20 protein-coding genes are annotated in these 20,182 nt (G+C 63.0%); 11 read left to right on the top strand and 9 right to left on the bottom strand.

Features of this window, described 5'->3' with window-relative positions:
* From amrA to pepN, 7 genes are all read left to right on the top strand, one after another.
* Window positions 1-478: AmmeMemoRadiSam system protein A (gene amrA, locus WBH99_RS07425; RefSeq protein ID WP_424219466.1), on the top strand; the 478-nt coding region annotated here is incomplete at its 5' end.
* The gene (gene amrS, locus WBH99_RS07420; protein WP_424219465.1) at window positions 475-1,539 is read left to right on the top strand and encodes an AmmeMemoRadiSam system radical SAM enzyme; all 1,065 of its coding nucleotides are present in this window, start codon (window positions 475-477) and stop codon (window positions 1,537-1,539) included. The genes amrA and amrS, both read left to right, overlap by 4 nt.
* The gene (locus WBH99_RS07415; RefSeq protein WP_424219464.1) at window positions 1,536-2,198 is read left to right on the top strand and encodes a hypothetical protein; all 663 of its coding nucleotides are present in this window, start codon (window positions 1,536-1,538) and stop codon (window positions 2,196-2,198) included. The genes amrS and WBH99_RS07415 overlap by 4 nt, the downstream gene beginning before the upstream one ends.
* 79 nt (window positions 2,199-2,277) lie before the next feature.
* Entirely contained in the window at window positions 2,278-2,409 is a 132-nt protein-coding gene (locus WBH99_RS07410; RefSeq protein WP_424219463.1) for a hypothetical protein, read from the top strand.
* Window positions 2,406-5,567 (top strand): EAL domain-containing protein, encoded by a 3,162-nt coding sequence (locus WBH99_RS07405; protein WP_424219462.1) that lies wholly within the window; start codon window positions 2,406-2,408, stop codon window positions 5,565-5,567. The genes WBH99_RS07410 and WBH99_RS07405 overlap by 4 nt, the downstream gene beginning before the upstream one ends.
* Window positions 5,568-5,808: 241 nt before the next feature.
* On the top strand, window positions 5,809-6,594 hold the full coding sequence (locus WBH99_RS07400; RefSeq protein ID WP_424219461.1) for an ATP-binding protein: 786 nt from the start codon (window positions 5,809-5,811) through the stop codon (window positions 6,592-6,594).
* A 209-nt stretch (window positions 6,595-6,803) separates the two neighbouring features.
* On the top strand, window positions 6,804-9,419 hold the full coding sequence (pepN, locus tag WBH99_RS07395) for an aminopeptidase N (protein WP_424219460.1): 2,616 nt from the start codon (window positions 6,804-6,806) through the stop codon (window positions 9,417-9,419).
* A 135-nt stretch (window positions 9,420-9,554) separates the two neighbouring features.
* Here the strand turns inward: pepN and WBH99_RS07390 are convergent, their stop codons facing one another.
* Window positions 9,555-11,783: an OsmC domain/YcaO domain-containing protein gene (locus tag WBH99_RS07390; RefSeq protein ID WP_424219459.1), complete on the bottom strand. Its 2,229-nt coding sequence runs from the start codon at window positions 11,781-11,783 to the stop codon at window positions 9,555-9,557.
* A 325-nt stretch (window positions 11,784-12,108) separates the two neighbouring features.
* Between WBH99_RS07390 and WBH99_RS07385 the strand changes: the two genes are divergently transcribed.
* Genes WBH99_RS07385 through WBH99_RS07375 form a run of 3 tightly spaced genes read left to right on the top strand, consistent with a single transcriptional unit; the run spans window position 12,109 to window position 13,465 of the window.
* Window positions 12,109-12,645: a DUF2058 domain-containing protein gene (locus WBH99_RS07385; protein ID WP_424219458.1), complete on the top strand. Its 537-nt coding sequence runs from the start codon at window positions 12,109-12,111 to the stop codon at window positions 12,643-12,645.
* A gap of 42 nt (window positions 12,646-12,687) precedes the next feature.
* Entirely contained in the window at window positions 12,688-13,245 is a 558-nt protein-coding gene (locus WBH99_RS07380) for an RNA-guided endonuclease InsQ/TnpB family protein (RefSeq protein WP_424219457.1), read from the top strand.
* A complete protein-coding gene (locus tag WBH99_RS07375; RefSeq protein ID WP_424219468.1) occupies window positions 13,226-13,465 on the top strand; it encodes a zinc ribbon domain-containing protein in 240 nt (79 codons plus the stop codon). The genes WBH99_RS07380 and WBH99_RS07375 overlap by 20 nt, the downstream gene beginning before the upstream one ends.
* A gap of 74 nt (window positions 13,466-13,539) precedes the next feature.
* Here the strand turns inward: WBH99_RS07375 and WBH99_RS07370 are convergent, their stop codons facing one another.
* From WBH99_RS07370 to WBH99_RS07345, 6 genes are all read right to left on the bottom strand, one after another.
* On the bottom strand, window positions 13,540-14,829 hold the full coding sequence (locus WBH99_RS07370; RefSeq protein ID WP_424219456.1) for a Y-family DNA polymerase: 1,290 nt from the start codon (window positions 14,827-14,829) through the stop codon (window positions 13,540-13,542).
* Window positions 14,826-15,260: a LexA family protein gene (locus WBH99_RS07365; RefSeq protein WP_424219455.1), complete on the bottom strand. Its 435-nt coding sequence runs from the start codon at window positions 15,258-15,260 to the stop codon at window positions 14,826-14,828. Before WBH99_RS07365 ends, WBH99_RS07370 begins: the two co-directional genes overlap by 4 nt.
* Window positions 15,261-15,611: 351 nt before the next feature.
* The gene (locus WBH99_RS07360; RefSeq protein WP_424219454.1) at window positions 15,612-15,917 is read right to left on the bottom strand and encodes a type II toxin-antitoxin system RelE/ParE family toxin; all 306 of its coding nucleotides are present in this window, start codon (window positions 15,915-15,917) and stop codon (window positions 15,612-15,614) included.
* On the bottom strand, window positions 15,914-16,177 hold the full coding sequence (locus tag WBH99_RS07355; RefSeq protein WP_424219453.1) for a type II toxin-antitoxin system ParD family antitoxin: 264 nt from the start codon (window positions 16,175-16,177) through the stop codon (window positions 15,914-15,916). Before WBH99_RS07355 ends, WBH99_RS07360 begins: the two co-directional genes overlap by 4 nt.
* 335 nt (window positions 16,178-16,512) lie before the next feature.
* Window positions 16,513-17,331 carry an IS701 family transposase gene (locus tag WBH99_RS07350; protein WP_424219467.1) on the bottom strand — a complete coding sequence of 273 codons (819 nt, stop codon included), beginning with the start codon at window positions 17,329-17,331 and terminating at the stop codon, window positions 16,513-16,515.
* A 179-nt stretch (window positions 17,332-17,510) separates the two neighbouring features.
* Complete coding sequence (locus WBH99_RS07345; RefSeq protein WP_424219452.1) at window positions 17,511-18,557, bottom strand: alpha/beta hydrolase family esterase; 1,047 nt, start codon at window positions 18,555-18,557, stop codon at window positions 17,511-17,513.
* 210 nt (window positions 18,558-18,767) lie between these two features.
* Here WBH99_RS07345 and WBH99_RS07340 point away from each other — a divergent pair, with 210 nt between their 5' ends.
* Window positions 18,768-18,971, top strand: coding sequence for a CsbD family protein (locus WBH99_RS07340; RefSeq protein ID WP_424219451.1), 204 nt, complete (start codon window positions 18,768-18,770; stop codon window positions 18,969-18,971).
* On the opposite strand, the gene WBH99_RS07335 is transcribed toward WBH99_RS07340, so the two are convergent.
* A complete protein-coding gene (locus WBH99_RS07335) occupies window positions 18,905-19,390 on the bottom strand; it encodes a hypothetical protein (protein WP_424219450.1) in 486 nt (161 codons plus the stop codon). The genes WBH99_RS07340 and WBH99_RS07335 overlap by 67 nt on opposite strands.
* A gap of 96 nt (window positions 19,391-19,486) precedes the next feature.
* Window positions 19,487-20,182 (bottom strand): efflux RND transporter periplasmic adaptor subunit (locus WBH99_RS07330; RefSeq protein ID WP_424219449.1); only part of this gene is annotated, 696 nt, incomplete at its 5' end.

Genomic DNA, 20,182 nt, shown 5'->3' with positions numbered 1-20,182 from the left:
GGCGCCGCCGCCGCGCCTGCCGGAAAACCTGCAGGAACCGGGCGCAAGCTTCGTCACCCTGACCCGGAACGGCGAGCTGCGGGGCTGCATCGGCAGCCTCACCGCCTGGCGCCCCCTGGCCGAGGATGTGATTCACAATGCCTGCGCCGCCGCCTTCGAGGACCCCCGCTTTGCCCCGGTGAGCGTCGCCGAATGGCCGCAGATCCGCATCGAAGTCTCCCTGCTCTCGGCGCCGCAGGCCATTGCCTGCCGGGACAGGGCCGACCTGCTCGCCCAGCTGCGCCCCGGCGAGGATGGCCTGATCCTGGCCGAAGGCAGCCGCCGGGCCACTTTTCTGCCCCAGGTCTGGGAACAGTTGCCGGACCCGGAGGATTTTCTCGGCCAGCTCTGCCGCAAGGCCGGCCTGCCGCCCAGCCACTGGAGCCCGGAACTACGTTTTTGGCGCTATCAGGTCAAGAAATGGAAGGAACAACCATGAATACGCCCGCCCGCTGGTGGCACCCGCTGCCCGATGGCCACATCCAGTGCGATCTTTGCCCCCGGAATTGTCGCCTGCATGAAGGCCAGCGCGGCGCCTGCTACACCCGCCGGATACAGGGCGGGCAGATGGTGCTGACCGTCTATGGCCGCTCCTCCGGCTTTTGCCTCGACCCGATCGAAAAGAAACCCCTGAACCATTTTTACCCGGGCAGCAGCGTGCTCTCCTTCGGCACCGCCGGCTGCAATCTCGCCTGCAAGTTCTGCCAGAACTGGGAAATTTCCCACGCCAAGGCCCAGGAGGAAGAGCTGCTGCCCGCTTCCCCCGACGCCATTGCCGATGCGGCCCTGGCCTGGCAGGCCCGCTCGGTGGCCTACACCTACAACGACCCGGTGATTTCCGCCGAGTACGTGCTGGACACGGCCCGGGCCTGCCGGGAAGCGGGCATCCTCAACGTGGCGGTCACCGCCGGCTACATCCGCCCCGAACCGGCGCGGGAATTCTTTACCGCCATGGACGCCGCCAATGTCGACCTGAAATCCTTCAGCGACAACTTCTATTACAAGCTCTGCGCCGGCCACCTGCAGCCGGTGCTCGATATCCTCGAATACATTCACAAGGAAACCGACTGCTGGCTGGAACTCACCACCCTGCTGATTCCCGGCCACAACGACGACCCGGCGGAAATCGAAGCCCTGTGTGCCTGGGTGGCCGAACACCTGGGGCCGGATGTGCCCCTGCATTTCACCGCCTTCCACGGCGCCGGCCGGATGCAGGATGTCCCCGGCACGCCGCCCGCCACCCTCACCCGGGCCCGGGAACAGGCCCTGGCCGCCGGACTCCATTATGTCTACACCGGCAATGTCCATGACCCGGCCGGCGCCGTTACCGCCTGCCCCGGCTGCGGCAGTGAGCTGGTGGCGCGGGACTGGCACCGCATCCTGCGTTACCGTCTCACCCCCGCCGGCGCATGCCCGCAGTGCGGCCTCAAGATACCGGGCCGCTTTGCCGCGCATGTCGACTCACACAACATTCCCCCCATTCCCATCCGCCTCTCGTGATTCCCCAGGAAATCGGCATCGTCTCCGGCCGCGCCCACCTCTACGCCAGCCTGGCGCTGCCGGAAGCGCCCCGGGGGCTGGTGCTGCTGCCCCAGGCGGGCGGGGTGCATCCCGGCTGCCGCCATGAATATGCGGCCCGAGTCCAGGAACAGCAGGGCTTCGCCACCCTGCTCATCAACCTCATCAGCTTCCGGGACCCCCAGAACGGCAATCTGCAGAACAATGTGCCGCTCCTCACCCAGCGCATCCTCGATTGCCTGGCCTGGCTGCGCCGGGAAGCCCTGCTCGCCCCCCTGCCCTGCAGCATCCTGGCGAGTGGCGAAGCCGTGCCTGCTGCCCTGCGGGCCAGTGCCCAGCGGGATGCCCAGGTCAGCGCCCTGGTCTGCCGGGGCGGACTGCCGGATCAGGCCGGCGCGTTCTACCTGGAAACCCTGGAATGTCCGACCCTGCTGTTGTTTGGCGCCGGGGACAGCCATGGCCAGGCTTCGGGCCGGCGCTGCCAGGAAAAAGCCCGGCGGCATTGCAAGATCCAGATCATTCCCGATGCCGACCGGGAATTCACGGCCCCCCCGCATTTTGAAACCACCACCCATCTCGCCAGCCAGTGGCTGCTGAGCCATATCGGCCATTTCGGCCATATCGGCCAAGTTGAGCCATAAATGCCCCGGACCCTGCAAGACTTGCTGTAAGCTCTCGAAGCCTTCACCCTCCGTCCAACCTTCCCGGGAGCCATCGCCAATGTCTGGCGATCACACCACCGCCCACCTCAGGCGCCGCAACTTTCTTGCCACCGTGCGGCCCGCCCTGACCCTGCTGGCCGGCGGCTGCAGCCTCACCCCCCGGATCGTCACCCAGGCCCGCGCATCATGACGCCCCCCGCCCTGCCCCGGAAAACCCTGCGCAACGTCCTGCTGGTCCCCTTGCTGGCGCTGGTCTGCCTATTCTTCCTGAGCGTCACCCTGATTTCGGTACTGCAAAATAAACGCAACCAGGAAGCGCAGATCCAGCACCAGGCCCAGACCATCCTCGAAGCCATTCAGGGCGCCCTGGAGGTATCCCACGACCGCATGGAACTGCAGCGCCAGGTCACCATCATGGGGGGCGAACGGCAAATCAGGCGCATCAGCGTCGCCCTGGCCCACCCCCTCCAAATCATCGCCAGCACCCACCGTGCCTGGCTGGGTCGGAATCTGGACGACATTTCCGAAGACGAACAAGAACTGAAGGCCCTGCGCCAGGTGCTGTACGAAGGCGGACGCCGGGTACAGTACCATGATGAGCCCCCCGCCTGGCAGTTCGTCGGAGAAATTTCCCTGACCCCCACCCAGCAGGCTACCGGCCAGCCCATCCGGGCAGCGGTTTCCGTCGTGCTCGATGCCGCCCCCGCCCTGGCCAGCCAGCGGCGCAACCTGATGTTCCTGCTGCTGTCCATGGCCGTGGTCATGCTGATTGCCACCCTGGCCACCTGGCGACTGCTCAAGCGCCATGTGGTTGCGCCGGTGGAAATGATGGCCGAAGCCGTCTCCCTGCGGGCCCGGGGCAATGAGGGGGTGCGCATTCCCATTCAGGTCGATGATGAAATCGGCATGCTGGGCCGGGCTTTGAATGCCTTGCTGAACGCCGAAGAACTGGCCCAGCAGCGGGCCGAGCGAGAGCAAGCCCTGGCCCACTCGCTGTTCAAGCTGCATGCCCAGGCGGCAGGCCTGAGTGAAACCGGGACCCTGATCCGCGCCCTGCACGAGGCGATGCACCTGACCGGGAGCAAGAGTGGCCAGATTCTGGTCTGCCCCGAACAGGGGAAAGCACCGCAATCGGTCCTGCAGCTCGGGGCTGCCGCGCCGGCCTGCCGGATCGAGATCGAGGAAAACGGCGCTCCCTGCCTCTGCCTCGAACTGGGGGAAAAACCCCGGGAGCATGACGCGGATGATGACCGCCTGGCCCGCTTCATCGCCAACGAAGCCTGGCAGATCGTGCGCCGAAAACGCCTCGACATGGCCCTCAAGGCCGCCGATGCCCGCTTTCGGCGCATCATCGAAACCACCCTGGAAGGCGTCTGGATCTTCGATGCCGAACTGCGCGTGAGCTACGCCAACCAGCGCACCTGCGACATGCTGATGCTGCCGCTGGAGCGCATGCTGGGCCGGTCGGTGGACGATTTCATCCCTGCCGTGGAAGAGGAAAACCACCGGCAGCAGATGGATCTACGTCGCCAGGGCACCGCCACCGTTTATGAGCGGCGTTTTCTGCGCAGCAATGGCAACATGTTCTGGTGTCTGGTTTCAGCTACGCCGCTGTTCGATGAACACGGACGCTTCTCCGGCTCCTTCGCCATGATCAGCGACATCAGCCGGATCAAGCGTACCGAGGAAGAGCTGAAGCTGGCCGCCCACGTTTATGACGACAGCCCCAACGCCATCGCCATCACCGACGCCCAGTTCCGGGTGCACTCGATCAACCAGGCCTTCACCAGGATCACCGGCTTCACCGCCGAGGAAACCCTGGGCCGGCCGGCGGCCTTTCTGGAGACCCGGCTGCGGATCCAGTGCAGTCGCCTGGGAGCCGGGGAGCGCTGGCAGGGTGAAGTCTGGAACCAACGCAAATCCGGGGAACTCCACCCGGAATGGCTGAGCATTTCCCCGGTCATCGACAGCCAGGGCAAGACCACCCATTACGTCACCATCATTGCCGACCTCACCGAGCGCAAGGAAGCCGAATCCCGCATCGACTACCTCGCCAATCACGACCCCCTCACCAGCCTGCCCAACCGTCTCCTGTTCCAGAGCCGCATCGACCAGGCCCTGAGCATGGCCGCCGGGCTGGGCCGCCGGGCTGCCTTGCTGCTCCTGAATGTGGACCGTTTCAAGACCATCAACGACTCCCTCGGTCATCTGGTCGGAGATGCCCTGCTGGTCGAAATTGCCCGCCGCCTGCAGCAAGGGCTGGGCCAGGCCGATGTGCTCAGCCGCCAGGGCGGCGATGAATTCCTCATCCTGCTCAGCGAGGTGGCCAATATCGACCAGACCAGCCAGCAAGCCCAGCGCTTGCTGCAGGAACTCACCCAGCCTTTCTGGCAGAAAGACCAGGAAATCCAGATTTCCGCCTCGCTGGGCATCGCCTTGTACCCGGATGATGGGCACGACTTCGCCGAACTGCTGCCCCGCGCCGACTCGGCCATGCGCCAGGCCAAGGAGAGCGGCCGCAACACCTTCCGCTTCTACCGGGCCCAGATGAGCTCCGATGCCCTGGCCCGCCTGCAGCTCGAAAATGCCCTGCGCGAGAGCTTGGCCCAACACCAGTTCCAGCTCCATTACCAGCCTCTGGTCCAGAGCGAAACCGGCCAGGTCCGCAGCGTCGAAGCCTTGCTGCGCTGGCCCCACCCGGAGCGGGGCTACATCTCTCCTGTCGAGTTCATCCCCCTCGCGGAAGAAAGCGGCCTGATCGTTCCCCTGGGCGCCTGGGCGCTGCAGGAAGCCTGCCGCCAGGCCCGCCTCTGGCAGGATCAGGGGCTCGATCTGCGCATCGCCGTCAACCTTTCCTCGGTTCAGTTCAAGCGCGGCGATCTCGTCAATAGCGTGCGCCAGGCCCTGACAAGCCAGCAACTCCCGCCCGAACGCCTCGAACTGGAGCTGACCGAATCGATCCTGATCCAGGACGTGGAAGAAACCCTGGAAACCGTACATCAACTGCGCGATCTGGGGATCTCGCTTTCCATCGACGACTTCGGTACCGGCTACTCCAGCCTCGCCTACCTGCGCCGCCTGCCGGTACAGAAACTGAAAATCGACCAGTCCTTCGTGCGCCAGCTGACCGAAAAAGCCGAAGACGCCGCCATCGTCAGCACCATCCTGGCCATGGCCCAGCAACTGGGCCTGGAAACCGTGGCCGAAGGCGTGGAAACCCGGGAGCAGTTCCTGTGGCTGCAATCCCGGCGTTGCACCAGCATCCAGGGCTACTACTTCAGTCAACCCCTGCCGGCCCAGGAAATTCCCGGGCAGATCGCCCGCATCCAGAATTCATCTCAGCCTTGACCCCCCGCGGCGCTTGCCAGGCAAAGCGCCGACATCGCGCCGACATCGTGCCGATCCTGGTGCTCAAATTGAGCGCGCTCGCCCAGGTACTGGTTCAACGCCCAGGTACTGGTTCAACGCCCAGGTACCGGTTCAACGCCCGGCAGCACGCTTCGACTTGGCTCGTCACGGCTTCATCGTGGCAGGGCGCCATTGACCTTCATGGGCACCGTGTCGGCAGGCTGCGGCCGCACCAGGCGGATTGTCTGCATCGAGCGGCACCTCCGGGGAGGATTTTGCGTTTGGAGAACGTGAAGCCTATCCGCTCCGCGATTCACGCGCTTTCATTCCGATATTTACGTCTAGTGATTCCGGAATTTACGTTATTGCTTTCCGAGATTTACGGTACTATTTTTGCATGAATATGGCATCCCTTTTTCATATGGCATCCCTTTTCCCGCGTCGGATCGAACAGCGCATTGCTGAAGCGCTGCTGGACACGCCGGTCGTGTTGTTGGCCGGTCCGCGTCAGGCCGGTAAGACAACGCTGGTACGGCAAATCGCAGAACAGCAGGGGTTGCGCTACCTGACCCTGGACGATGCGCTGACCTTGCTGTCGGCACGGGAAGATCCGGTCGGGATGATTCGCAGCCTGGATCGAGCCGTGATCGATGAAATCCAGCGCGCGCCTCAGCTGCTACTGGCCATCAAGAAAAGCGTGGACGAAGACCGGCGCCCTGGCCGTTTCCTGCTGACCGGTTCGGCCAACTTGATGGCGCTACCCACCGTGGCCGACTCACTCGCGGGCCGAATGGAAACCCTGTCGCTGTTGCCTTTGTCGCAGAGCGAAAGTATGACGGCACCGAGACGATGCCCTTGGGATCTGGAATCTGGGCAGCGCCGCTGTCAAGTTTGTGGGGAACGTAGAAGTAAAGTACTTTGTCGGGCTTGGCCGTCACGCTTGGCCGTCACATGTGGAGACGGTGCAGGGCTGGTGGCCAGAGTTGCTAAAGCAACTGTCCATCGTGCGCCAGAATGCTGGCGATGAAGAGCGTAGCGGCGACGGGATGGCGCCGTGAGCCGCGCGGTAAGGCAGAGCGGGCAGAGCGGGCAGAGCGCAAGCCGTGTTGATAGGCCATGCCCGCAATCGGGCGGTATGTTTCGGTATGTTTATATCGCGCGGCGCCTCCAGGGGGAAGATGCCGGCCCGGGTATCCGTTATCATGCAAGGTCCGACGACCCCAATGAATGTGCCTCATGAACCAGCGCCTCCCCCAGACCATCCGCCTGGCCGACTACACTCCGCCCGCCTACCTGGTGCACAACCTGGATCTGGATGTGGATTTCCAGCCCCAGGCAGACGAAACCATCGCCCTGGTCACGGCCTGCATCAACCTGGCCCGCAACCCTGCTGCGGCCGGCAGCCCGGCCCTGGAACTCGATGGGGATGAACTGGAGACCCTGAGCGTGCAGGTGGATGGCAAACCCCATCCCCACACTTTCGCGCCTGGCAAACTGATCCTCACCGACCTGCCCGAACGCTTCACCCTGGAAACCCGGGTGCGCATCCACCCCGATGGCAACACCAAGCTTTCCGGCCTGTATCGTTCCAAAGACGGCTACTTCACCCAGTGCGAGGCCGAGGGCTTTCGCCGCATCACCTGGTTCCTGGACCGGCCCGACGTGATGGCCCGGTACACGGTCACCCTGCATGCCGACAAGGCGCGCCTGCCGGTGCTGCTCGCCAACGGCAACCCCGTCGCCAGCGGTGACGAAAGAGGCGGTCGCCATTTCGCCACTTGGGAAGACCCGTTCAAGAAGCCCTGCTACCTGTTCGCCATGGTGGCCGGCAAGCTGGACGTGCTCCAGGACAGCTTTACCACCGCCTCCGGCCGCACGGTGCAGCTCGCCATCCATGTCGAACCGGGCAAGCTGGATCAATGCACCCACGCCATGGCGGCCCTGAAGAAAGCCATGGCCTGGGACGAGCAGCGCTTTGGCCTGGAATGCGACCTGGACCACTACATGATCGTCGCCGTGGGCGACTTCAACATGGGCGCCATGGAAAACAAGGGCCTCAACATCTTCAACACCAAATACGTGCTGGCCCGGCCCGACGTCGCCACCGATGTCGATTTCGAGAACATCGACCGGGTCGTGGCGCACGAATATTTCCACAACTGGACCGGCAACCGCGTCACCTGCCGGGACTGGTTCCAGCTTTCCCTGAAGGAAGGGCTCACCGTGTTCCGCGACCAGGAATTCGGCGCCGACCTGCACAACCCCCAGACGGCCCGCATCCGCGAGGTGCGTGGCCTGCGCGCCGCCCAGTTCCCCGAGGATGCCGGCCCCATGGCCCATCCGGTGCGGCCCGAGTCCTATGTCGAGATCAACAACTTCTATACCGCCACCGTCTATGAGAAGGGCGCCGAAGTGGTGCGCATGATCCAGACCCTGATCGGCCGCCACGGCTTCAGAAAGGGCCTGGACGAATACTTCCGCCGCCACGACGGCCAGGCCGTCACCTGCGAGGATTTCGTCGCCGCCATGGCCGACACCTCCGGCACCGACTTTGGCCAGTTCATGAACTGGTACCGATACCCCGGCACGCCCCATGTCACAGCCAGCGGCCACTACGACGCCGAGCGCCAGTGCTACACCCTGGAATTCACCCAGTCCAACCCCAAGGCCCCGGACGCGCCCCCTTACCTGATTCCCATCCGCACCGTCCTGTTCGCCCCCGACGGCGAGGAACTGCAGGATACCGCCCGCACCCTGCTGCTTGACCAAGCCCGCCAGCGCTTCACCTTCGAGTCCGTCCCCGTCGCTCCCCTGCCCTCCTTGCTGCGGGATTTTTCCGCTCCGGTGATCCTCGACTTTCCCTACCGCGATGCCGACCTCACCTTGCTCCTGGCTCACGAATCCGACCCTTTCAATGCCTGGGAAGCCGGCCAGCGCCTCGCCTCCCGGCTGATCCTGGAGGCCACCGCCCGCATCGAGGCCGGCCAGAGCCCGGTCTGGCCCGCGAGCTTCGTGGCGGCGGCGCGGCATCTTCTGACCCAGTACCCGGAACGCGGCACCGCCTTCGTCGCCGAGGCCCTGACCCTCCCCGGCGAAAGCACCCTGGCCGAAAGCCTGGACGTGGTGAATCCCGACGCCCTCCATGCCGCCCGCAATGGCCTGCGCCTGCATCTGGCCCAAACCCTGCAACCGGAATTCAGCAAGCTTTACACCCAACTGGCCCCCAGCGCCCCCTACGTCCCCAATGCGGCAGAAGCCGGGCGCCGCGCCCTGCGCAACCTCTGCTTAGGCTATCTGCTCGAACTGGACACTCCGGCCAGCCGCGAACTCGCCTGGACCCAGTTCCAGACGGCCGACAACATGACCGACCAGTTCGCTGCCCTCGCCGCCCTCGCCAACATCAACGCCGAACACTGCCCGGAACGCGAACAGGCCCTGGCCGGGTTCTACCAGCGCTGGCAAAAAGAAGCCCTGGTGGTGGACAAATGGCTGGCCGCCCAATCCACCAGCCGCCGCCCGGATACCCTGGAAACCGTGCGGCGACTCACCCAGCACCCGGCCTTCGAGCTCAACAACCCGAACAAGGTCTATGCCCTGCTGCGCGCCTTCGGCACCAATCTGGTCCGCTTCCACAGCGCCGACGGCGCCGGTTACCGCTTCCTGGCCGAACAGATCAAACGACTCGACCCCAGAAATCCCCAGGTAGCCTCCCGCCTCGCGCGCTGCTTCGACCGCTGGAAAAAGTTCGACGCAACGCGCCAGGCCCACGCCCAAGCCGCCCTCGAAAGCCTGCGGCAACACCCGGGGCTGTCACGGGATGTGTTCGAGGTGGTGGATAAGGCATTGAGCTGAGTCGACGAGCCACCGGACCCGGCGCTCCCGGAATGACAAAGTCAATGACAAAGTCAATGACGAAGTCAGCGGCGGCGACAGAACATGTCGTGATGCGCGAATCCCCTCAAATCCCCTCGAATCCCCCCTGGAACGCTAACGTGACAATCCCGCCGCCCGGCCCCGCGCCGTGTGCGCCTTCCGGTAGCTGTCGATCAGGCGCAAGTGGCGGTCCAGGCCTTCGAGTTTCATGCTGGTCGGGGTCAGGCCATAAAAGCGCACGCTGCCCTCCACCGAGCCTAGCACCGCGTCCATCCGCTCGTTGCCGAACATGCGGCGGAAGTTGGGCTCAAAGTCGGCCAGTTCCAGTTCCTCATCGAGCAGCACTTCGAGCACCACATCGAGCGCCTGGTAGAACAGGCCGCGCTCGACGGTGTTTTCGTTGTATTGCAGATAGGCCTCGACCTGTTCCTTGGCGGCCTCGAAATCCTGCAGGGCAAGGTTGATCAGCAGCTTCAATTCCAGAATGGTCAGCTGGCCCCAGGGGGTGTTCTCATCGAACTCGACACCAATCAGGGAGATGATGTCGGTATAGTCATCCAGCTCGCTGTCTTCCAGGCGTTGGCGCAGCGCTTCGAGGCCGGCATCGTCCAGGTGGTGCAGGTTCAGGATGTCGGCGCGAAAGGCCAGCGCCTTGTTGGTGTTGTCCCAGATCAGGTCCTCCAGCGGGTAGATTTCCGAATAACCCGGCACCAGGATGCGGCAGGCCGTCGCCTTGAAACGGCCACCCAGATGATCGTAGACCGCCATGTACACCTCCTTGCCCAGGTCGGCGAGGATGCCGGACAGGGTGGCGGCTTCATCGGCATTGGAATTTTCGCCGTGGCCGGAGAAATCCCACTCGACGAATTCGTAATCGGCCCTGGCGCTGAAGAATCGCCACGACACGACACCGCTGGAGTCGATGAAGTGCTCGACGAAGTTGTTCGGCTCGGTGACGGCGTTGCGCTCGAAGGTCGGCCGCGGCAGATCGTTCAGGCCTTCAAAGCTGCGGCCCTGCAGCAGTTCGGTCAGGCTGCGTTCGAGCGCCACTTCCAGGCTGGGGTGGGCGCCGAAGGAGGCGAACACGCCGCCGGTGCGCGGGTTCATCAGGGTCACGCACATCACCGGGAACTGGCCGCCGAGCGAGGCGTCCTTGACCAGCACCGGGAAACCCTGCTTTTTCAGTTCGGCAATACCGGCCAGGATGCCGGGATATTTCGCCAGCACCTCGGCCGGTACATCCGGCAGGGCGATTTCACCTTCGAGGATTTCGCGCTTGACGGCGCGCTCGAAAATTTCCGACAGGCACTGCACTTGCGCCTCCGCCAGCGTGTTGCCGGCGCTCATGCCGTTGCTGAGAAAGAGGTTGTCGATCAGGTTGGTCGGAAAATAAACCACTGCGCCGTCCGACTGGCGCACATAGGGCAGCGCGCAGATGCCACGTCCGGTATTGCCGGAATTGGTGTCATAGAGGTGCGAGGCGCGCAGTTCGCCATCCGGGTTGTAGAGGGCCAGGCAATATTCATCGAGCAGGCCCTCCGGTAGCGCGTCCTCGGTGTCTTCACTGCGCCCCGGCTTGAACCAGCGCTCCTCCGGATAATGCACGAAGGGCGCGTTGGCGAATTCCTCGCCCCAGTACTGGTCGTTGTAAAAATGGTTGCAACTCAGACGCTCGATGAACTCGCCCAGGGCCGAGGCCAGCGCGCTTTCCTTGGTGGCGCCCTTGCCATTGGTAAAGCACATCGGCGAATGGGCGTCGCGGATATGCAGCGACCAGACGTTGGGCACCAGATTGCGCCAGGACGCGATCTCGATCTTCATGCCCAAGCCAGCCAGAATGCCGGACATGTTGGCGATGGTCTGTTCCAGCGGCAGATCCTTGCCGGCGATACAGGTGCTCGCTGCCGCATCCGGCTGCAGCGTCAGCAAGGCCTGCGCGTCGGCGTCGAGATTCCCGACCGCCTCGATGACGAACTCCGGCCCGGTCTGCACCACCTTCTTGACGGTACAGCGCTCGATGGCACGCAAAATGCCCTGCCGGTCCTTCCCGGAAATATCCGCCGGCAACTCGACCTGGATCTTGAAAATCTGCTGGTAGCGGTTGTCCGGATCGACGATATTGTTCTGCGACAGGCGGATGTGCTCGGTCGGAATATGGCGCGTGTCGCAGTAGAGCTTCACGAAGTAAGCCGCACACAGGGCCGACGAAGCCAGAAAGTAATCAAACGGCCCCGGCGCCGAGCCTTCGCCCTTGTAGCGGATGGGCTGATCGGCGATGACCGTGAAGTCATCGAATCTGGCTTCGAGACGAAGCTTGTCGAGAAAATTGACCTTGATTTCCATGCGGGAGTCCCTGCGTTCCAAACGAATTGGCCGCCATTATCCGGGTTTCCGGGGCAGGAGGATGGGCTTTCCTGCCCGGAAACCGCCGCTCAGGAATCCAGCGGCTCCGGTTCGTCCCGTCTTCCAGCTACTGCGGCAGTTGCTCTGCCTCGGCCAAGGGACGTCCGCCCCCACTGCCGGCAGAACTTCCAGGCAACTGGGTCTGCGCTGCGCACATGATCCACACATGATCCGCACCCGTCAGCCGTCATTGCGGTTCCCGGCAGCTTTGCTATGCTTACTCCCCTTCCCCGCCCGGAACAGCCCTTATTGATGGAGTAGCCTCATGGCTTCTTTGCAGGATCAGTTTTTGAAAGCCGGCTTGATCGACAAGAAAAAGGTCAACAAGGCCAAGCAGGAAAAAAGCATTCAACAAAAGCAGGAGCGCCAGACCGGCACGCAAAGTGTGGATGAAATTCGCCTGGCCGCCCTCGAAACCCAGCGCAAGAACGCGGAGCGGGTGCGGCAACTCAATGCCCAGCGCGATGCTGCCGCCAGAGAAAAGGCGATCCTGGCGCAGATCGCCCAGATGGTGCAGCAGAGCCGCCAGAGCAAGGGTGCGGGCGACATCGCCTACCACTTCACCCACGCCAACAAGATCAAACGGCTGTATGTGTCAGCCCAGGTTCAGTCCGAACTGATAGCCGGCAATCTCGTGATCGTCTGCCTGAACGACGACATCGAACTGATCCCCCGGGTGATTGCGGACAAGATCGCCGAACGTGACCCCACCCTCGTGGTGCGGGTGCAAAAGAGCAGCACCGCAGTGGATGCCGATGATCCCTATGCCGACTTCAAGATTCCGGATGACTTGATGTGGTAATGCCCAGGGCTTGCCTGGTCAGGTTTGCGCACGGATCAACTGATGCCCGACGGCCAGCAGGAACGGCACATGCGCCGCATCAAAGGCTCGTGCCGGTTCGTGTTCAATGAGGCGCTGGCGTTGCAGAAGGAACGCTACGAGCATGGCGAAAAGAAGCTCGGCTACGCCGGACTGTGCAAGGAACTCACAGCATGGCGAAACGGTGCGCCGCTGCCATCGGGGCGCACCGCGCCATGGCTGGCCAATGCGCCCGTGCATCCGCTGCAACAGGCGCTCAAGGATCTGGAGATGTCCTACGCGAACTTTTTCGCCAAACGCGCCGACTTCCCGCGTTTCAAGAAAAAAGGACAGGGCGACAGCTTCCGCTACCCCGACCCGAAACAGATCAAGCTCAACCAGGCCAACAGCCGCCTGTTCCTGCCCAAGCTCGGCTGGCTGCGCTACCGCAACAGCAGAGCCGTTCTCGGCACGGTGAAGAACATCACCGTGAGCCAAGCCTGCGGCAAGTGGTTCGTGTCGATCCAGACCGAGCGCGAGGTGGAGCCACCTGTACATCCTTCGACATCAATTGTTGGTATTGATGTTGGTGCCACCGCGTAACACCAGCCGCACCTGCCCGGCCTGCGGGCTTGTGTCGGCAGAGAATCGCCAGACGCAGGCGCAATTTTGCTGCGTCGAATGCGGCTTCGAGGAAAACGCCGATGTGGTCGGCGCGATCAATGTACTAAGGGCGGGACACGTCCGGTTCGCCTGTGAAGTGAGCGATGCAGTCATGTCGCCAGCAGCAGGAACCCACCGAAGCGAATCAGAGGCGGCTTGATGAGCAGATCAGTGCCGCGCCTCTTCGCCGCAGGAATCTCCAGCCTTCAGCCGGGGAGGATGTCAACGGCCAGATTACAATGCCCGCGCGATGGGAAGCTCCTCCCAACTCGTCGTGTAGGCCGGCGACAGACTGCCTTGATTCATCACCCATGGACCGCTCGCCGCTCGAACCGCCGCGGAGCGCAACGCGCCTCTTCCGAACCGGGCGTTGATCGCGTCCATCGCGCTCATGAGTCGCACGGCCCTCTCGCGAGCCTCGTCGTCCGTGAAGAGGTCTCCCGGAGCCTTATCGGCGGGCACTATCTCCGAGAGCACCACGCCCGCCTTCGCGTAGGCGAATCCCGGCCGATAGATTCCGCGGACGCCACGAGCGGCCAGTCCGACGATTCTTCTCTCGTCCGAGGAATGCTCTCCCAAGGGTAGCGCGAGCGAGCCGGAATACCACGGGTCTTTGTCGGAGAACGGACTCGTTCTGGCGAACACCGTAATCAGCGCGGCGACGGAGTTCTGCGCTCGAAGCTTCCCGGCAGCCCGGCTCGCGTGATGCGCGATGGCGTCAGTGAGGTCGCCGATCTTGTGGACGCGCGAGCCGAAGGACCGCGTGACCGCGATTTGTCTTTTGTCCGGAAGCACCTCCTCCAAAGCGAGACAGGACGTCCCCGCGAGTTCTCGCACTGTTCGCTCCAGCACGACGGAGAACCTGGAACGAATCATCGCAGGGTCGGCGTTGCGCAGATCCCGCGCAGAGCGGATTCCCTTCTGCGTCAGGCGATGAGCTATCCTGCGCCCGACGCCCCAGACCTCCTCGACAGGAATGCGGCCGAGAAGCTCGTCAAGTTCCGGCGAATCCGGACGTCGAATGACGCAGACACCATCGGTTCCGGCCAACCCCTTCTTCGCGCAGAAGTTGGCGAGCTTCGCCAGCGTCTTGGTCGGCCCAAACCCGACGCAGACGGCGAGTCCCAGCCACTCCGCCACCCTTCTTCTGACGGCCGCGCCGAACGTCTCCGGATCGGTCAGCAGGTCGAAGCCGGAAAAGTCGAGAAACGACTCGTCTATCGAATACACCTCGATGCCCGGGGCAAACCCCCTGAGAATCTCGACGACCCTGTTGGACAGGTCGGCGTAGAGAGCGTAGTTGCTGGACAGCGCTCGAACACCGGCCCGCTCCGCCTCGGCCCTGATCTTGAACCACGGCGCTCCCATGGCGATCCCGAGTTCCTTCGCTTCCGCGCTGCGCGCGACGACGCACCCGTCGTTGTTGGACAGAACCACAACCGGCACTCCGGCCAGACGAGGATCGAAGAGCTTCTCGCAGGACGCGTAGAAGTTGTTGCAGTCGACCAGGGCGAAGAGCCTCATGCCGGAATCCTCCTGAACACTCCGACGACCACTCCCCAAACGGACATCTCTCCGTCCTCACGAGCTTCGATGGCCGGATAGGCCGGATTCTCGGCGACGAGCGCGACCTGTCCGTTCCGGACGCGCAAGCGCTTGACCAGACGCTCGCCGTCTACAAACGCCACGACGACGCTTCCGTCGCGAGGGCGGACGCTCCGATCGACCACCAGCACGTCTCCGTCGAAAATCCTCGCACCCTCCATGCTGTCCCCCGCCACAGGAAAGAAGAAGGTCGACACCGGATTTCGCACCAGATACTCGTTGAGATCCAGCCGGCGGTCCTCGTAGTCAGCGGCCGGCGAGGGAAATCCGGCCGAGACTTTGACCGCCGCGAGAGGAAGCGGTAGACGCAAAGGCTCGGGGTCCGCCAGGAGCATGGGTTCGAGAGGCATGAGATGGATGCGCTAAAATACTGTAAGGATTTACAGTATAATACGATCGGTGAGCCTGTGGAGGAGCGTCGTCGAATCGTTTCCAGGTATCGAAGATGCCCTTCGAAGAGGTAGACCTGAATCCCTGTCCTCACACCACAGAACATGTCTAACACATTGATGTAATGATCCTGTTTCCGTCTGTTGAGATCAGGAAGCGGTGCTGACGCAGGCCCTGCAGGCCATGGTGATGGACACGCCGGGCGGTCGAATCCATGTGCGTTGGGGCCCCACGGCCAGGACCCGCCAGAGCCGCTCGCATCGACGGGGTAACGGCCGGATTCAGGATCAGAGATTCAAGTGGGTTTTTCGTCAGGAGCGATTTTTTTCAGCGAACTGTGCTTCGATGTCCATCGCGCCATGCAGCACCCGGACGATCCGCACCAGACCAGGCTCCTCGAAGAAAAACACGAGGTAGTTGCCATAGGCGCATGAGCGCAGGCCTTTGCCGAGCTCCGGCCGTGGCCGGTAGGCTTGGGGTGCTTCCGTGATCTTGCGACACTGCCGGCGCAGCTCCCGGACGAAAGTCATCGCCCGGCGCGGATTGTCTTGAGCGATGTAGTCACCGATGGTTTCAAGATCCGACTCGGCCTGCGGTAAAAACTCCAGCCGCGTCACACCTCTTGCTCAGCCATGGCGAGATACTTCGCCTCCAGACGATCAAAGACCTCATCGGCAGGAATGCCCGGCCCGCTGGCCAGGCCCACCGCCATCGCCGCGCGCAGGGCCTGCAGCTTGGCGGCTTGTTCGGCTTCGCGCTCTTCAAGCAGGCGTAGTCCGGCCCGGACTACCTCGCTGGCGTTGTTGAAGCGGCCAGAGTCGACCTGCTGGCGGATGAAGGTTTCGAAGTGGGCGCTGAGAGCAACACTGGTCGGCATCACAGTTTCTCCTGATGACTAATAACAGTTATTAAACTCAGCCTCCAAGCCCTTGTCAACTCGTGGTCTCGACCGATGCCGTGTGCCGGTGGCGGCCACTTCCGCGGCGCTCATACCCGTCGTGCCGCGCCAGCATGGCCCGCCCAGCGATCAGGATGCTGCGCTGGTTAAAAAAATCGTACGAGCCGCTTTTCGTGGCTTTTTTCAGTGCGCTGCATCGACGGGGTAACGGCCGGATTCAGGTTGATTCGGTCAGGCCGTCGCCGCGTGACGGACCGCCACTTTCGTTTGCCCCTGTTGCCCGGCTTGCCACCGATCATAAGCAATCTGGCCCTTCAGCCAGCTTTCCGCACTCGGGCCGTCGAGCCACGCCTCCAGGCGCAAGGCGAGATCGACGCTGATACCGGCCTGGGCAGCTTGTGTCGCAGGATGTCGATCAGGTCGTGGCAGGAGAGCATGCCGGCAGTGATCTTGCGATGCGCCAGGCGCTCTTTGGCGAGAAACATCAGGGCAAGCGGGTTCTCCAGATAGATCCCCTGATCGGCATGAATCTCGGCAAGAAAAGTCTCGCCCTCGTCATCCAGTTCGTTCAACAACCACGGCAGATGGCCATAACCGGCGTCGAATACGACATGGCTGTAATGCAGCCCCTCGCGCCACAGGCGCAACAACAAATCCAGGGCGATTTGACCCTTGGTTCGGAATTCCAGAGACTGCGGTATCCCCGCTTCCCGACAGCGTTCTGGGTCATCAAACCAGTGCTCGGGCACGAACAGCTCACCATCGACCAAGGCGCGATCCCGCACCAAGGCAGCGAAGACGCCCACCGGGCTGTTCTCGGTCTTGCCCAGACGGCCGTTCCATTGGCGTGCCACGCCAACGGACTTCTCGCCTTTCTTGGCAAAGGCGGATTCATCAAAAACCAGGGCCGCGCTGTGGCCGAACTGGCTATTGGCATCGACGATCAGTTGTTGCCTGACCTCAGCACGTGACCAGCTAGATTCGCTCAACATGTGGTGCAGGCGCTGATAGTGGCTGCCCGCCACCGGTTCGGCCATCTGCTCCATGTTGCGCCGATCGCACTGAAACAGGCCATGCAGGTAGCGTTTGGCGGACTCCTCAACCGAGCGGGTCCGACGTTGAAAACAGGGCAGGTAGGGGCGGAAGTGGTCGTCAAAGTGGGCAAGCGCCGAGCGGACCAGTTCGTTGATGCGTTTGGAATATTGAGGCCGACATGGTAATCAAAAGCCTCATTAAATTCATTTAAAACATAGACTTGCATTCTAACGCATGACGGCTTCCGATGGCTTGGGGGTAATCTGACAAAGTAGAATTAGTCAGCCCCTCGGGAAAATTGCCGGGCGACGAAAGACCAAATCATCCGTGAGGCATCCGGGCCTTGGGGATCACTATAAGAATGTCCAGCAGCGCCACCACTCCAGGCATGGCCAAGGCGGTCCACGGCACAAAGCGTAGCGATCAGCCGACCATTTTTTCGATAATCGGTGATGGTCGCGGCATAGCGATTGCCCCGCTGCACCCGGCGGGGTTTGCTCGCTTTAGCGCCAACCCGCTCACCCCACCGCGCGGCTGCTTCAGCACCATTCACTGGCGCCACCACGTGGTCTGCCGCGCCATGAATGACCAATAGTGCAGGCAGCCTCACCGTGGAGGAAATTGTCGGCAGCGGCGACGTTGTCACGCTTTGTCCGAACATGGCCTTGAGGGCGCTGGCCGACGAATGTGCAACACCCGGTGCGATGCCCGAATGCATGGCGATGGCCCGAAAGCGCTCCGGATGCTGCGTCGCCAGCAGCACGGCCATGCCGGCCCCGGCGGAAATTCCCGCCAGGGCAACCCGCTGGCGGTCCACCGCTTGCGACAGGCAAACCTGCTCGATGGCCGCATTGATCGAATGGGTTTCGGCTTGTGCCCGGCCCGATCGGGTGTCGTACCAATTCCAGCAGCCCTGCACATTCGACAGGCGATCCTGCTCGGGATAGAGCACGAAAAAGCGCTCCCGGGCCGCGATCCTGTTCATCCGGCTGCTGGCGGCCAGGGCATCGGCATCCTGCTGACAGCCATGCAGCATGACCAGCAAGGGGAGACGCTCGTTGCGCCGAACGCCGGGCGGCTTGTACAGCCGATAACGGCGAGGGCCGGCCGTGCCGATGGCGATCCCCGTCGTCCAATTGGCCGACGGGGCCGCGACCTTTTTACCCATCACCTTTTTTCCGGATACCGACGGGACCATCATCGGCGCGGCCCGCAAACCCTCCTTGACCGCCTTGGTACCGACGCGCATTGCCGTCCGCGTCATTGTCTTCAACACGCGCTGGAAGGATCGGCTCCAGGCCGTTTTTCGTACCCGCCTTGCCATGGTTTATCCCTCACGCTGGTTCGATTTAACCCTCGATTATTGGGCCAAGCGCTTGTCGTCTCCGTCGGCTCCCGAATATTTACAGGATCACTCCGCTATGGGTGCCAGGGCACCGAACACCGGATGCAGCGGACCTAATCTCTTCGGCTCAGTAGTCGATTGCATTTTCGGCACAGACCCCCGCCATCAACTCACGCTCAGGAGCAAACCATGAACAAGGATCAAGTCAAGGGTCATCTTAAAGAAGCCACCGGCAAAGTCAAGGAAGTCGCCGGCAAGCTGGTCGGTAACGACGAGCTGGAACTGAAAGGAAAGATTGAAAAAACCGGTGGCAAGGCCCAGGCCACCTACGGCAATTTGAAAGAAGACCCTGAATCCATGTCCTCACCCCAAAAAACGATTCTAACGCATTGATATAATGGTATAATTTCGCTTTTGACTCCTTCACCCAACTGACCCTGCCGCGCTTTGAAGTCAAACAGCCCCGCCGGCCACCACTCGCGCCAGCCCTCGGCCACCTCCTCGGGCGCCTCGGCCAGCGTCGCCGCGTCCGGCGCGAACCAGCCGCCGCCCCCTTCCGGCGGATGCGGCAGATGCGCCGCCACCCAAGGCCAGGCGCGTTTCAGCCAGAGCAGGTAGGGACTATCCTCCCCCGCCTTGGCAAGGCCGGAAACCGTGAGCAGACGGCCGTCGGCGGCAAACACCAGCGCTTGGCGGAACGGCAGGGCGGCGTAACTATCGTTGGCCATGGAAAAGCCCAGTTCCGCCAGGGTTTCCGCGGCACGGGCGCGGGATTCGAGTTCGGCCGCCAAAGCGGACAGTTTCATGGGCATGACGGGGAACTTTCGGGAATCAAACGACAAAACACGCGGTCAGCACGGCACGCCGCCATAACTTTGCAACCATGAGGACCCAAGACACCCCGCCCTTCACTTGATCTTGAACCGCGCAATCCCACTCATTCCCGCCAGCAGTTCCGGCGGCGCCCCATCCAGGCGGGCTTCCAGTTCGATAGTCTGGGCCACCGCGTCCACCCGGGCGTTGATGGCCGTCACCTTGGCCGGGTAGGTCCGCCCGGTTTCGTTGATCGTCACCTCGAAGGGAGTGCCTTCGCGCAACTGCCGCAGCCAGCGCGAGGGCACGTTGAGACGCAGCTTGAGCGGCCCGTCGCTGACCATTTCCACCAGCGGTGTGCCGATGCTGACGCCCTGGTACGGCTTGACGTAGATTTTCACCACCCGCCCGGCAAACGGCGCGGCCACCGTGCACTGGGCCAGTTGCGCCTGGGAGAGCGCGATGGCCGCCCGGAACTTGTCGGCCTCGGCGGCGGCGAGCGACACTTCCACGTCCCCGGCCGCATCCAGCTTGCGCAGCCGTTCCTTGGCGCCCAGACTTTCCCTGGCCGCGGCAAATTCGGCCCGGGCCATGTTCAGCCGCGCCGCGGCTTCGCTACAGTCGAAGGACACCACCGGCTTACCCTTTTCCACCCGGGCGCCGAGCTGGGCTTGCAGACGGGCAATGCGCCCCGTCATCTGGGCGACCAGGGTGGTTTCCAGTTCCGGACTCAACAGCACCCGGATCGCATTCGGGTCCTCGGCGGCGGCTGCCGGGGCTGGGGCTGGGGC

The sequence above is a fragment of the Azovibrio sp. genome (assembly GCF_049658005.1).
Classification (GTDB): Bacteria; Pseudomonadota; Gammaproteobacteria; order Burkholderiales; family Rhodocyclaceae; genus Azovibrio.
The sequence above is the reverse complement of the archived record's forward strand: the minus strand, read 5'-3'. Positions and strand labels throughout refer to the sequence as shown.